The sequence below is a fragment of the Pseudoalteromonas aliena genome, from assembly GCF_038155085.1.
GTDB lineage: Bacteria > Pseudomonadota > Gammaproteobacteria > Enterobacterales > Alteromonadaceae > Pseudoalteromonas > Pseudoalteromonas aliena_A.
Genome location: NZ_JBAKAU010000004.1, coordinates 72,634 through 87,378, shown reverse-complemented (window position 1 = coordinate 87,378; position 14,745 = coordinate 72,634). Strand labels below are relative to the sequence as shown.

The 14,745-nt window shown below is 38.4% G+C and carries 13 protein-coding genes; 6 read left to right on the top strand and 7 right to left on the bottom strand.

Going from position 1 to position 14,745, the window contains the following annotated elements; all coding sequences use genetic code 11:
• Positions 1-56 precede the first annotated feature (56 nt).
• A complete protein-coding gene (locus V6260_RS06050; protein WP_039488264.1) occupies positions 57-545 on the top strand; it encodes a periplasmic heavy metal sensor in 489 nt (162 codons plus the stop codon).
• A gap of 72 nt (positions 546-617) precedes the next feature.
• Here the strand turns inward: V6260_RS06050 and yacG are convergent, their stop codons facing one another.
• The 7 genes from yacG to nadC all read right to left on the bottom strand — a co-directional run bounded on the left by yacG (position 618) and on the right by nadC (position 7,229).
• Positions 618-848 carry a DNA gyrase inhibitor YacG gene (gene yacG / locus V6260_RS06045; RefSeq protein ID WP_341593148.1) on the bottom strand — a complete coding sequence of 77 codons (231 nt, stop codon included), beginning with the start codon at positions 846-848 and terminating at the stop codon, positions 618-620.
• 55 nt (positions 849-903) lie between these two features.
• Positions 904-2,580: a type IV-A pilus assembly ATPase PilB gene (pilB, locus tag V6260_RS06040; RefSeq protein WP_341593147.1), complete on the bottom strand. Its 1,677-nt coding sequence runs from the start codon at positions 2,578-2,580 to the stop codon at positions 904-906.
• Between the two features lie 128 nt (positions 2,581-2,708).
• Positions 2,709-3,359 (bottom strand): dephospho-CoA kinase, encoded by a 651-nt coding sequence (gene coaE, locus V6260_RS06035; RefSeq protein WP_341593146.1) that lies wholly within the window; start codon positions 3,357-3,359, stop codon positions 2,709-2,711.
• 1 nt (position 3,360) lies between these two features.
• Complete coding sequence (locus V6260_RS06030; RefSeq protein ID WP_341593145.1) at positions 3,361-4,245, bottom strand: A24 family peptidase; 885 nt, start codon at positions 4,243-4,245, stop codon at positions 3,361-3,363.
• A 16-nt stretch (positions 4,246-4,261) separates the two neighbouring features.
• Positions 4,262-5,485, bottom strand: coding sequence for a type II secretion system F family protein (locus V6260_RS06025; RefSeq protein ID WP_341593144.1), 1,224 nt, complete (start codon positions 5,483-5,485; stop codon positions 4,262-4,264).
• A gap of 110 nt (positions 5,486-5,595) precedes the next feature.
• Entirely contained in the window at positions 5,596-6,054 is a 459-nt protein-coding gene (locus V6260_RS06020) for a pilin (protein WP_341593143.1), read from the bottom strand.
• A gap of 329 nt (positions 6,055-6,383) precedes the next feature.
• Positions 6,384-7,229 (bottom strand): carboxylating nicotinate-nucleotide diphosphorylase, encoded by an 846-nt coding sequence (gene nadC, locus V6260_RS06015; protein WP_341593142.1) that lies wholly within the window; start codon positions 7,227-7,229, stop codon positions 6,384-6,386.
• A 267-nt stretch (positions 7,230-7,496) separates the two neighbouring features.
• Between nadC and ampD the strand changes: the two genes are divergently transcribed.
• The 5 genes from ampD to aceF all read left to right on the top strand — a co-directional run bounded on the left by ampD (position 7,497) and on the right by aceF (position 14,718).
• A complete protein-coding gene (gene ampD, locus V6260_RS06010) occupies positions 7,497-8,051 on the top strand; it encodes a 1,6-anhydro-N-acetylmuramyl-L-alanine amidase AmpD (protein ID WP_341593141.1) in 555 nt (184 codons plus the stop codon).
• 13 nt (positions 8,052-8,064) lie between these two features.
• Entirely contained in the window at positions 8,065-8,916 is an 852-nt protein-coding gene (gene ampE, locus V6260_RS06005) for a beta-lactamase regulator AmpE (protein ID WP_341593140.1), read from the top strand.
• 380 nt (positions 8,917-9,296) lie between these two features.
• Positions 9,297-10,046, top strand: coding sequence for a pyruvate dehydrogenase complex transcriptional repressor PdhR (pdhR, locus tag V6260_RS06000; protein ID WP_341593139.1), 750 nt, complete (start codon positions 9,297-9,299; stop codon positions 10,044-10,046).
• A gap of 90 nt (positions 10,047-10,136) precedes the next feature.
• Positions 10,137-12,803: a pyruvate dehydrogenase (acetyl-transferring), homodimeric type gene (gene aceE, locus V6260_RS05995; protein WP_341593138.1), complete on the top strand. Its 2,667-nt coding sequence runs from the start codon at positions 10,137-10,139 to the stop codon at positions 12,801-12,803.
• A gap of 10 nt (positions 12,804-12,813) precedes the next feature.
• On the top strand, positions 12,814-14,718 hold the full coding sequence (gene aceF, locus V6260_RS05990; protein ID WP_341593137.1) for a pyruvate dehydrogenase complex dihydrolipoyllysine-residue acetyltransferase: 1,905 nt from the start codon (positions 12,814-12,816) through the stop codon (positions 14,716-14,718).
• The last annotated feature ends 27 nt before the right edge of the window (positions 14,719-14,745 follow it).

Genomic DNA, 14,745 nt, shown 5'->3' with positions numbered 1-14,745 from the left:
AGTTACAAACAACCGAACTGAACCAATAGTTAAACCAAATAATTAAGGTAATGATTATGACTAAATTAAACACACTTTCAAAATTAGTACTTATCTGTGGCTTAGCAACAGCAACGCTTGGTGCTGGTAGCGTATTAGCAAAAGGCGATGGGCATAAGCAAGGCCATTCTCAAGCTCGTTTTTTACTTTCTGAGCGCGGCGTTGAAAAATTAAACCTAACAGATGAGCAGCAAACTAAGCTAAAGGCCATTTTTGAAGCGCAAAAAACACAAATGAAAGCACTGCGTGGCGATGATAAAGAAGCCCGTAAAGCGATGCGTGAAGCGCACAAAGCAAAAATGGATGCATTACTTTCGGCTGCAACATTTGACGAAAATGCAGCAAAAGAGCTATTAAATGAACGCCATGAAAAAGGTGAGCAATTTGGTTTAATTAAACTAAAAACGCAGCACCAAGTAATGCAAGTGCTTAACGCTGAGCAAAAAGAAAAGTTTGCTAAAATGCAAAAGCGTATGAATAAAAAGCACCGTAAACAAAAAAGCTAATTTTACTTTTTTGTAAATACTAAAAAACCAGCTTAATGCTGGTTTTCGTATTTAGGGCGTTATAAAGATAAATTATTTAAAAAAGTCATCTTCATTTTTAGCCATCATAGCCTCAATGTCTTCAATCATATCTTGGCTAAACTCTTGCGCAGATGTAATTGGTGCAGAAATTTTATTATTTTCGAACGACCATTCACCTAAATCAATAAGTTGACAGCGTTTTGAACAAAACGGACGATATGGGCTTTTATCTGACCATTCAACTTTATTTTTACACGTTGGGCAGCTTACAACTGTTGGCATTTTCTACTCTCTACAATTTTACTTTATAGCTTCAAAAAATTTTAGAGCTACATAATTACATATTTGTTACGCGGTTAATTTCAGCTAGTGACGTTAAACCATCAGCCGCTTTACGTAAACCCGATAAGCGTAAATTATTGAATCCAGCTTTAAGTGATACATCAGCTATTTCAAGCGAGTTACCACCGCGCATAATAATTTGGGCAATCTCAGGGGTGATTTGCATTACTTCGTAAATACCCACACGCCCTTTGTAACCATCGGTACAGCTATCACACCCTTTAGGAATATATAACGTCATTTCTTCAATTTGCTCGGCACTAAACCCTTGGCGAGAGAGTTCTTCGCTAGGTAGTTGCTCAGGCGTTTTACATTTAGGGCATAATCGTCGCGCTAGACGTTGGGCTATTATTAAGCTGATTGAGCTTGCTACGTTATAAGCTGGTACACCCATATTTAATAAACGGGTGATTGTTTCAGGTGCTGAGTTTGTATGCAATGTTGATAAAACCAAGTGACCTGTTTGTGCCGCTTTTATTGATATTTCTGCGGTTTCTAGATCTCGTATTTCACCAACCATAACTACATCTGGATCTTGACGTAAAAATGCTCGCAGTGCGTTGGCAAAAGTCATATCTGCTTTAATATTAATTTGTACTTGATTTATGCCTTCCAAATTAATTTCAACAGGGTCTTCGGCAGTACTAATATTTCGTTCTGGCTGGTTTAATATATTTAAGCCTGTGTACAGTGATACTGTTTTACCAGAACCTGTAGGCCCAGTTACTAATATCATCCCTTGAGGTTGGGCAAGCGCATCCATATATAGCTTTTTTTGCTCAGGCTCATAACCTAATACATCAATCCCTAACATAGCGCTTGATGAATCAAGAATACGCATTACTATTTTTTCACCCCATAGGGTGGGCATGGTACTTACACGAAAGTCGATGCTTTTTCGCTCTGTAATTTTTAGCTTAATACGACCATCTTGTGGTTTGCGCTTTTCAGCAATATCAAGTCGTGACATTACTTTTATACGAGCAGAAAGCTTATTTGATAGCGTGTTAGGTGGGTTTGCCACTTCATGCAAGATACCATCGATGCGAAAACGAATACGGTATTTATGCTCATAAGGTTCAAAGTGTAGATCAGAGGCACCTTTTTTAATCGCATCCATTAAAATTTTATTAATATAAACAATAATAGGCGCATCATCGTTGTCATCATCTTGTGCTGCTGTGTCTTTAGGCCCTTCAGTATCTAAATCAGCAAACTCTTTAAATTCGTCGTCACTTAAATTTAAGCTACCAGAAGCATCTAATAGTTGTTCAATTTTGTTTTCTAGTTGAATGTAATCAACAACAATTATTTCGCATGATAATCCGGTACTAAATTCAAAGTTTTCAAATGCACCATAATCAGTAGGATCCGAAGCGGCTATGTATACTTTTCTATCTTTTTGAACAAGTGGCAAAATATGATGCTTACGAATCAGTTTTTCTTTTACAAGGTTTGCCGGAATAGATACAGGATCAAAGTCTTTTAAATCAAAGTAAGGTACGCGGAACAAATCAATACATTGTTCAGCTAAATCTTTGCTATCTATTTTTCCACATTTAGAAATAAGCTCGGCTGTAGAAGTAAACTCGCGTTGTCTGGCTTTCACTGTCTCGGCATCAATTCGACCAAGGGTAATAAATTTTCTTAGTAACGGTGAGTTAATATTCATTGCGCACCTGCTTTTATTCTTTAATAGTTAGCAATTTATCAGAAAAAAGAAGAGGATTATATTACCTTTCTTTTTTTTGAAGTTATTTAGTAATCCAAATGCGGATTTATGCGAATTGAGGTTTGTTATTAGAGTTTAGTCGTATTTTTTAATGCATACTGTAGGTAATTTTTATGGAGTTCAACAAGCTCTGCTCGCACTTGCGTTAATTTTTGATCATTATTCAAAATATCATCCGATTTTTGACGTTTATCTTCACGCGGCATTTGAGAGGCAATGATACTTTTAACTTGTTCACCCGTCGTATTGTCGCGTTTAACAGTACGCTCTATTTGTACAGCCGTTGGTACATCAATTAGTAAAGTATGATTGCAATATTTATCAAGGTTATTTTCAAATAATAAAGGGGCAACTAATACAACATAAGGGCTTGTAGCGAGATTTAAATCACAAAGTATTTTTTCACGAATTAGAGGATGCAGTAATGTATTTAGCCATTTTTTTTCATCGCTATTGGTAAATATTTTTGCACGTAATTTTAACCGGTTTAGTGTGCCGTTGGGATGTAAAATATCATTACCAAAATGAGCTATAATGGCATTTAACCCAATACTGTTGGGCTGTACTACTTCACGAGCGATTATATCGGCATCTACTATAGTAATGCCTAGTTCTTCAAATATGTTACTAATCGCTGTTTTACCAGAGCCAATGCCACCAGTTAAGCCTAATACCCAGTTACGTTTTGGATAATCATTTTTAACGACTTGCTTGCCCATATTAATAACCAATTAAATTAAAATAAGTATTTTGAATTTGATTACCCCATAACAATGTAATCCACCCAGCCATTGCTAGATAAGGGCCAAAGGGGATGGGCGTTGCTTTATCTTTACCCTGAATACTTAATAATGCAATACCTATAATTGCACCAACTACACTTGAAAGTAGTATAATCGTTAAAAGTGATTGCCAGCCTAATAGTGCGCCGAAAACAGCGAGTAATTTAAAATCGCCGTAACCCATACCTTCTTTACCGGTTAATAATTTAAATAACCAAAACACAGTCCATAAGCTTAAATAACCACACGCTGCGCCTATAATGGCATCCGCCGGGTTTATTGTAACTCCCATTACTGCAGCAATAAGGGCAAGCCATACAAGTGGAAGCGTAAGTTGATCGGGTAGTAGCATGTGGTCAATATCAATAAAAGTTAGTGCTACTAAGACCCATGTAACGAAAATATATAAAAGGGCGTGCTCTGTCGCACCAAAACTATAAGCAACAATAAGGCTTAAGATTGCTGTAATTGCCTCAACAGCAGGGTAACGAAAAGAGATAGGATTACTACAGTTTGCGCATTTACCTTTTAGTAATATCCAACTAATAACGGGTATATTTTGCCAAGGCTTAATAGCATTTTTACATTTAGGGCAAGTAGAGTTGGGCTTTATTAAGTTAAATGGTTCGTTATTTACTGGAGCATTATTTTTAAGATCATTTTCTAATAAAACGCGACATTCATTTTTCCATTCGTGCTGCATCATTAGCGGTAAACGATAAATTACTACATTTAAAAAGCTACCTACACATAAACTCACTAAACCTACAGTGGTTAAATAAAACCATAATTGGCTTTGCATTACTTCAAAAATACTTTGCATATAAAAACCGAATAAATTAAACAACAGAACCTAATTGGAAAATAGGTAGGTACATAGCAATGATCAAACCACCAACAAGTACACCAAGTACAGCCATAATTAGCGGTTCAAGTAAGCTTGAAAGGCCATCAACAGCATCATCTACTTCTTGTTCATAAATTGAAGCCACTTTAGCAAGCATACCATCAAGTGAACCAGATTCTTCACCAATAGCCACCATTTGTACGACCATATCGGGAAATATTTTAGAATTACGCATTGCCCAGTTCATTTGATTACCAGAACTTACTTCTGCTTTTATTTCTAAAATAGCATAACGATAAACTGCATTGCCTGAAGCACCTGCAGCAGAGTCGAGGGCATCAACAAGAGGGACACCTGCAGCGAAGGTTGTTGAAAGGGTGCGGGCATAACGAGCAACTGCCGCTTTATTTAAAATCATACCAATAACCGGTAATCTTAAAATAATCCTATCAGTTGCATCACGCACCTTTAAGCTTCTAAAGCTTGCTTCTTTAAAAATCCAGCCGGAAGCTAAAATAGTAATAAGAGCTACCCACCAATATTCCTGCATAAACTCTGATATACCAATAACAAATAGAGTAAAAGCAGGTAGTTCTGCTCCAAATCCAGCAAAAATGTCTTGAAATTGAGGGACCACAAATATTAGTAGAATTGAAGTAACAATAAGTGCTACGACTAAAACAGCAATGGGATAAAACATTGCTTTTTTGATTTTTGATTTTAGCGCTTCAGATTTTTCTTTATAAATAGCGACGCGGTCAAATATTTTATCAAGAGCGCCCGATTGCTCACCCGACTCGACTAAATCACAATATAAATCATCAAAGTATCGAGGGTATTTTCTTAGTGCTGAGGAAAGCGTTTGGCCTGCTTTTACATCACCACCAATTGCATTCATTAATTTGCTGACACTTTTGTTATTTGAGCCGCTAGCAATCATTTCAATTGATTGTATTAATGGAACACCTGCTGTGAGCATGGTTGCAATTTGACGAGTTACTAATGCTATATCTTTAGGGGTTATTTTTTGTGTGTGTACGCCAAATAAGGGTTTAGCTTTGCGTTTTACTTTTGAGGGGGTGATACCTTGTTTACGTAGTTGTGCTTTGACTAGAGCAATATTGATGCCTGTGAGCTCACCTTCAAGGCGTTTACCTCGGGCGTTTACACCAGTCCAGGAAAATGTATCGAGGCCTTTTTCTTGTTTTTTTAGCATGAGTAACATTTACCACACAGGAATAATATTCGGTTATAAACTAATAAATGAAGTCTAGTTATAGTTGCTGAAAAAAAACGCTCCAAAGAGCGTTTCGATATTGAATATGCTTATTTTGATGGTGTTGCAGTTGTTGCAGCAGTGCGACAGTTAGCAGGTAATAGCTTTGCTTCTAAACTTTCACCAGTACAAGCCCAGCTTATAGAGCCGCCTTCATCGGTAGGTGTTAATACTAGTTTTCCAGAACTAACTTTGTCTTCATCAAATGCGACTTTAATAACACCGTCAGCACCTACCGTCACAGATGTAACTGCATTTCCTTTGATATTAGTAGCAACATCAAGACCGGCTTCTGTATTACTTGTTGGATATTTTCCAGTCGACGCATATGTTTCAATAACAGCAGCTTTTGCACCAGCTGATAAGCTCATACCTTCACTTACATGTGCGCGTTTGGTGTAATCTTGGTATTGCGGTAATGCAATTGCAGCCAAAATACCGATGATCGCTACTACAATCATTAATTCAATTAGGGTGAAACCCTGTTGTTTTTGAGTCATTGTTTTCATGTTTCCTCTCCTAAAGGATAGATTTTATAAGTTAACTAATTATAAGAAGTATAGAGAACCGACTTAAATTTAACTAACTTACTTTACAGATTTACTTTTATATAATTTAAATAATATAAGCACAGCTAAGTATTGATATTTTTAGGCTCAGAAACATACCAACATAATTTATGTTAGCACTGTTTTTTATTATTGAGCATATATCTTTTGTTAAATAAGGCTCTAATTTAACAAAATGTTACAAACTAAGCCTTTTGGGTTATTAAATGCTTTTTTATATATTTTGTCAATGAATTAGCTAAACCTACTTTTTTGTATCAGGCTTTTTATTATTCGAATCGCATCGATAAATCAATTGATTGTAAATTCTTTGTTAGTGCCCCACTTGATATAAAATCAACCCCTGCCTGTGAGTAAGTTTTAAGTGTTTCTAACGTCATGTTACCTGAAACTTCAAGTTTGGCGCGTTTGTTAGTTAAAACCACAGCTTGCTTAATTTGTTCTACGCTAAAGTTATCAAGCATCACTATATCAGCGCCAGCTTCAATGGCTTGTTTGAGCTCTGGAAGTGTTTCAACCTCAACCTCTACAGATTTTGTAGGGTGGTTTTGCTTGGCTTGTGCGACTGCTTTATCAATCCCACCGCAGGCTGCTATGTGGTTTTCTTTAATTAGGAATGCATCAAATAAGCCAATACGATGATTTGCACCTCCGCCACATTTTACAGCGTATTTCTGTAATGCGCGCAGCCCTGGTATGGTTTTTCGGGTATCAAGTAACTGTGTTGTTGTACCACTTAGCTCTTTTACATAATGGGCTGTAGTGGTGGCTGTACCCGATAAGGTTTGTATAAAGTTAAGTGCAGTCCGCTCAGCTGTTAATATCGAACGTGCAGAGCCGTTGGCTGTAAATAATAGGCTGTTTGCTTTAACAGCGTCGCCGTCATTAATAAGTACGTTAACATCAACACTTGGGTCTACTTGTTTGAATACTTCAAAGATGATGTCTTTTCCACAAAAAATGCAATCTTCGCGAGTGATTACTTTAGCATTTGCTTGCTCGCTTTGAGGGATAAGTTGCGCGGTAATATCGCCTTCTTGTGCGGTTTGATAATTTAAATCTTCGTCAAGTGCAAGAGTAACAAGCTGAGTAATAAGGGTGTGCGAAATAGACATGGAATGCTCATAAGCGTTAATAAATTCAGTAAATTTTACTATGTTTATAAAAGAAAGAGAAGTGATTGCCTTTTCGCCAATGTAAAGGTAAACGCGGGAAGTGAATTTGCATCTACAGGTGTGTATTTATAGTATGAGTTATTTTTAAGGCTCTGTGTGTAGATAGTTACAGGTAGGGTCTTATACCTGTTTGTTACTATCATTGTTTTAACAAATCCTTTAGCATCAGTGCTATGTATATCTTGATATTTATATAACAGACGTCTCATGGAAATAGATTTAAACGGTGTTTTAAGTGCTGTAGCGCAGCGGCCTTGTTCGTATTTTGATGAGCGCCCTGATGAGGCTGATATTTCTTTATTGGTTATTCACAATATATCGTTGCCTGCTGGGCAGTTTGGTACACCCTTTGTTGATGAGTTATTTATGGGTAGTATTGACTGTAATGCTCATCCGAGCTTTAGTGATTTAGATGGTTTACGTGTATCTGCACATTGCTTCATTAAGCGCACTGGCGAAATTATACAATACGTGCCTTTTAAAAAACGTGCTTGGCATGCTGGGCAATCTGAGTTTGAGGGCGTACCCGCTTGTAATAACTTCAGCATTGGCATTGAGCTTGAAGGAACCGACACAGTTCCCTATTCTTTAGCGCAGTACAAAACATTAACTACACTTAGTAAATCTATAATAGTGCGCTATCCAAAAATTACTCCTTCGCGTATTGTGGGGCATTGTGATATTGCTCCAGGTCGTAAAACGGACCCTGGAAGCAGCTTTAATTGGCCATTGTTTTTTAATACGCTTGAACAACTAAGTTAAGAGAGTTATTCCTATGATTTTAGTTTCTATAATAATTGCATTGATACTAGAGCGCTTAGGAGCTCGGTCTAACTACTGGCAAATAAGCTATTACGCAAATGGCTATTTAAACCGTTCTAATAAGTTGTTGGGTAAAAAAGGTTTATTTGATTCTGCTGCAGGGTTTTTGATCTGGTTATTTATTCCAGTTATAGCTATTTGGTTAATTTATTTTTTATCTGACTTTGTACTGTGGCAGTTAGCTATAAATGTGACGGTGCTGCTTGTTTGTTTTGGTTGTGCCAAGCAGCGCATTTTGTATAAGGCATACTTAAATGCACTTACTCGCGATGATGCGACTGCTGCATCTTTGTATGCGTTGCAAATTGGTCAAAAACGTACAGCGGGCGAAGAAGGAGGTGAAACTTTTGGGCAAACCCTCGCTTGGGTTAACTTTAGGTTCTATTGTGCCGTTATTTTTTGGTTTGTTGTACTAGGTGCTGCAGGTGCTGTGTTGTACGCATTGGTTCGAACATTTGCTGATTTAGTACGAAATGATCATAAAGTATTATATGCCAAACGATTTAAGCTAATTCATAAATTATTATTTTGGCTCGATTGGTTACCTGCGAGAGTTACTAGCTTTGGTTATTTAGTTATTGGTAATTTTAATAAAGGTACAAGTTGCTGGTTATACTATGTACTTAACTTTAAATCCCCTAACCGTGATGTGGTTACTTGCACTGCATTGGCGGCTGAGCAAGTTGAAAAGCGCTATTATGGTTGTACTTATGAAGCCACTTGTATGATTAAATTAGTTAAACGTAATGTATTATTTTATTTAGTATTAATTGCGCTGCTTACTTTATTTGGCGGGCTTTCTTAAGCTTAAATTTTCACTTATTTTTATTTACTCATTAACGCTCTATATATTGTAGGGCGTTTTTTGTGCGTGCAAACTCTTTGGCTATTAATTTTTTCAATTAATTCAACTAGAGCTATTATTCTAAATTGCTCTGGTCAGACCATTTGTTTTCATCTTGTTAACGTTTAGGTCAATTTACCTAACTAGCGTATTATTTGAACTTCGTTCAAAATGCGTTACGCTACGCTGATTGCTCAAATAACCAGTAAATTGACAGCTATTTACCTTTTTGATACCGTATTGAAAATTTTTGGTATGACCAATTTACCTTTTGAGTAGGTTATCCAACTCTAAGCCTTGTTTCTCGGGCTTTGGTATTTATACAATGCGGACGTTGATTCATGTCTTTAAAGATTAAAGCAGCAAAGTTATCTGATGTTATTTTACAGCAACTTGAGAATATGATTCTTGAAGGCTCTTTAGCACCAGGTGAAAAGTTGCCGCCAGAGCGTGAACTAGCAAAGCAGTTTGAAGTGTCTCGTCCGTCATTGCGTGAGGCTATTCAAAAGTTAGAAGCAAAAGGTTTAGTTACGCGCCGCCAAGGTGGTGGCACGTTTGTAAAAAATCAGCTTGAAGAAGGTCTTACTGATCCGTTGTTTGATTTGATTAGTAAACACCCTGAATCACAATTTGATTTACTAGAATTTCGTCATGCTCTTGAAGGAATTGCTGCATATTATGCGGCATTGCGCGGGACCAGCAATGATTTTACTAAAGTAAAACAAAGCTTTGATAAAATCGCTTTAGTTAATGATGATTTACAGCAAAAAGCAAAAGCAATAAATGCTTTTCATTTTAGCGTAGCAGAGGCTTCGCATAATGTTGTTTTATTGCATTTGGTTAGAGGTATGCAAGCGCTACTTGAGCAAAACGTACTGCAAAATTTAACTGTTTTATTGAAAAAATCAGATATTAGCAGCCAGTTAGCCCAACATAGGCGTTTATTGATGGATGCCGTTATTGACGGTAATCCAGAACAAGCCCGTTTAGCAAGTAATGCTCACTTAGCGTTTATAGAAGAGGCACTACTTGAAGCTGGGAAAGAACATTCGCGAATTGAACGTAGTTTGAGACGCACCAAACAAAATTAAGTTAGTACATAACTACTTTGAACACACAAATTAAGTCGTTGTGATATTAAATTAACAATATTCGTATTTTAAACATAAGGAAACCTCCATATGTCTGAAGTCAATAAAATTGACGTAGACGCGCTAGAAACACAAGAGTGGTTACAAGCTCTTGAATCAGTTGTGCGCGAAGAAGGTGTTGAACGAGCTCAGTTTTTACTTGAGCAAGTATTAGAGCAAGCCCGTTTAGATGGCGTTGATATGCCAACGGGTATTACCACGAACTACGTTAATACTATTCCTGTAGATCAAGAGCCTGCTTATCCAGGTGATGTAAACCTTGAGCGCCGTATTCGTTCAATTATTCGTTGGAACGCGATTATGATCGTTCTACGTGCATCGAAAAAAGATCTCGACTTAGGCGGCCATATGGCGTCTTACCAATCATCTGCTGCATTTTATGAAGTGTGTTTTAACCACTTTTTTAAAGCACCAAATGATGTAGACGGTGGTGACTTAGTTTATTACCAAGGTCATATTTCTCCGGGCATTTATGCACGTGCATTTGTTGAAGGTCGTTTATCGGCTGCACAACTTGATAACTTTCGCCAAGAAGTAGATGGTAAAGGTTTACCGTCGTACCCACACCCTAAATTAATGCCTGAATTTTGGCAGTTCCCTACTGTTTCTATGGGCCTAGGTCCTATTGCGTCTATTTACCAAGCACGCTTTTTAAAATACTTAGATGGCCGTGGCTTAAAAGACACTAAAAACCAACGTGTGTACGCGTTTTTAGGTGATGGTGAAATGGATGAGCCAGAATCACGCGGTGCAATCTCTTTTGCTGCACGTGAAAAGCTAGATAATCTTTGTTACTTAATTAACTGTAACTTACAGCGTCTAGATGGTCCAGTTATGGGCAATGGTAAAATTATTCAAGAACTAGAAGGCTTATTTAAAGGCGCTGGCTGGAACGTAATTAAAGTTGTATGGGGCAGCGGTTGGGATATCCTTCTTGCTAAAGATACAACAGGTAAATTACTACAATTGATGAATGAAACAATTGATGGTGACTACCAAACATACAAAGCAAAAGATGGCGCGTATGTACGTGAACACTTCTTTGGTCGTTACCCAGAAACAGCTGCACTTGTTGCAGATATGACGGATGACGAAATTTTTGCGCTTAAGCGTGGTGGTCATGAGCCATCTAAACTTTATGCTGCATTTAAAAAGGCTGAGCAAACTAATGACCGTCCAACTGTAATTCTTGCTAAAACTGTAAAAGGTTACGGCATGGGTGAAGCAGCTGAAGGCAAAAACATCGCGCACCAAGTGAAGAAAATGGACATGAGCCATGTTGAACACTTACGTGATCGCTTAGGCCTACAAGATTTAGTATCTGAAGAGCAAATTAAAGCTCTTCCATACTTAACACTTGAAGAAGGCTCAGAAGAATACAAGTACTTACACGCGCGCCGTGATGCACTTAAAGGTTACACACCTACACGTATTCCTAAGTTTACTGAAGAGCTTAAGTTACCAGAAGTAGAAGCATTCAAACCGCTACTTGAAGAGCAAAAACGTGATATATCTACCACAATGGGCTTTGTACGTGCACTTAACGTGTTACTAAAAGACAAAGGCATTGGTAAAAACATTGTGCCAATTATTGCCGATGAAGCACGCACATTTGGTATGGAAGGTTTATTCCGTCAAATCGGTATTTACAATCCACACGGCCAAAATTATACCCCTCAAGACCGTGATATTGTTTCTTACTACAAAGAAGCAACATCAGGACAAGTACTTCAAGAAGGTATTAACGAGCTAGGTGCAATGTCGTCATGGGTAGCTGCTGCAACATCTTACAGCACGAACGATTTACCTATGATCCCATTCTACATTTACTACTCTATGTTTGGTTTCCAACGTGTTGGCGACATGGCATGGATGGCTGGGGATCAACAAGCACGTGGTTTCTTATTAGGTGCAACGGCAGGTCGTACTACGCTAAATGGTGAAGGTTTACAGCACGAAGATGGCCACAGCCACATTCTTGCAAATACGGTTCCTAACTGTATTTCTTACGACCCAACATACGCATTTGAAGTTGCGGTAATTATTCAAGATGGTATTCGTCGTATGTACGGTGAAAACCAAGAAAATATTTACTACTACCTAACGCTTATGAACGAAAACTACCATCAGCCAGCTATGCCAGAAGGCGCTGAAGAAGGTATTCGTAAAGGTATTTATAAGCTTGAAAGTTACGAAGGTAAGAAAGCCAACGTACAGCTATTAAGCTCAGGTACTATCATGACTGAAGTACGTAAAGCGGCAGCCATTTTAAGCGAAGATTACGGCATTGCCTCAGATGTTTACTCAGTAACCTCATTCAATGAGCTTACACGTGATGGTCAAGACGTTGAGCGTTTCAACATGCTTAACCCAGAAAGCGAGCAAAAAACACCGTACATTACGAGCGTATTAAACGACTCAGTGACTGTTGCTGCTACCGATTACATGAAAAACTACGCAGAGCAAGCGCGTTCATTTATTCCAAGCAGCAACTATAAAGTGCTTGGTACAGATGGTTACGGGCGTTCTGATAGCCGTGAAAACTTACGTCGTCACTTTGAAGTTAATGCAAGCTACGTGGTTGTTGCTACGTTATCTGAACTTGCTAAACGCGGTGATGTTGAAAAGTCAGTGGTTGTTGAAGCAATTAAAAAGTTCGACATTGACACAAACAAACTAAATCCACTGTACGCATAAGAGGTTTGAAATGAGTATTGAAATTAATGTACCAGATATCGGTGGCGATGACGTAGAAGTAACCGAAATTTTAGTAAGTGTTGGCGACAAAGTAGATGTTGACCAATCGCTACTAACCGTTGAAGGCGACAAAGCCTCAATGGAAGTACCTGCTGCGCAAGCAGGTACAGTAAAAGAAATTAAAGTAAGTGAAGGCGACACGGTCACTACCGGTTCGTTAATCATGATCTTTGAAGGCGAAGAGTCAGGTTCACAAAGTGAGCTAGAAGCGCCAGCTAAAACTGAGGCATCTGCACCAGCAGAAGCTTCAGGTTCTTCAACTAAAGAAGTAACCGTACCAGATATTGGTGACGACGAAGTTGAAGTAACAGAAATCATGGTTGCTGTTGGTGACAGCGTAGATGAAGAGCAGTCAATTTTAAGTGTTGAAGGCGATAAAGCATCTATGGAAGTACCTGCACCTTTTGCCGGTACAGTAAAAGAGATCAAGGTAACCGAAGGCGACAAAGTAAAAACAGGCTCTTTAGTGTTTGTTTTTGAAGTTGCCGGTTCAAGTGCTCCTGCATCAGATGCACCTAAGCAAGAATCTGCACCAGCAGAAGCTGCTCAAAGCACACAGCCAAGCACAAAAGAAGTAAACGTGCCTGATATTGGCGATGATGAAGTTGAAGTAACTGAAATTATGGTTGCTGTTGGCGATACGGTTGAAGAAGAGCAATCTATCTTAAACGTTGAAGGCGACAAAGCGGCAATGGAAGTACCAGCGCCGTTTGCAGGCACTGTTAAAGAAATTAAAGTAACCACTGGCGACAAAGTTAAAACTGGCTCACTTGTGTTTGTATTTGAAGTGGCGGGTAGCGCACCTGCACAAGCTTCAGCACCTGTTGAGCAAAAGCCAGCTGCCGCACCTGCAAAAGCAGAGTCTGCGCCAGCTCCTAAAGCTGAGAAAGCAAGTAATGAAAGCTTTGAAAACAACAACGCATATGCACATGCATCGCCAGTTGTTCGCCGTTTAGCGCGTGAGTTTGGTATTAACTTAGCAAACGTTAAAGGCTCAGGCCGTAAAAACCGCGTAGTTAAAGAAGACGTGCAAAACTACGTTAAAAACTTAGTTAAGCAAGTTGAGTCAGGCCAATTACCTGCTGGTAAAGGTAATGCGGGCGGTGGTGAACTTGGTTTAATTCCTTGGCCGAAAGTAGATTTTGCTAAATTTGGCGAAATTGAAGAGAAAAAACTATCGCGTATACAAAAGCTTTCAGGTAAAAACTTACACCGTAACTGGGTACAAATCCCACATGTTACACAGTTTGATGAAGCTGATATCACAAGCCTCGAAGTATTCCGTAAAGAGCAAAATGTACTTAGCGAGAAGAAAAAACTGGGTGTTAAAATCACACCACTTGTGTTTGTGATGAAAGCAGCGGCAAAAGTACTTGCTGAATTCCCAACATTTAACTCGTCACTGTCTGAGGATGGCGAAAGCTTGATTCTTAAGAAATACATTAACATTGGTGTTGCGGTAGATACACCTAATGGCTTAGTTGTTCCTGTATTTAAAGATGTGGACAAAAAAGGCATTATGGAACTATCTCGCGAGCTAATGGATATTTCTAAAAAGGCGCGTGAAGGTAAATTAACGTCGTCTGATATGCAAGGTGGCTGTTTTACTATTTCAAGCTTAGGTGGTATTGGCGGTACGGCATTTACGCCGATTGTTAATGCACCAGAGGTTGCTATTTTAGGTGTATCTAAATCTGAAATGAAACCTAAGTGGAATGGTAAAGACTTTGAACCAAAACTAATGGTTCCGCTGTCTATGTCGTACGATCATCGTGTGATTGACGGTGCCCTAGCAGCACGCTTTACAGCAACGCTTGCTAGCTACATGAGTGATATTCGTCAATTAGTGATGTAATCGCTACAATATGAACAAAATCAAATC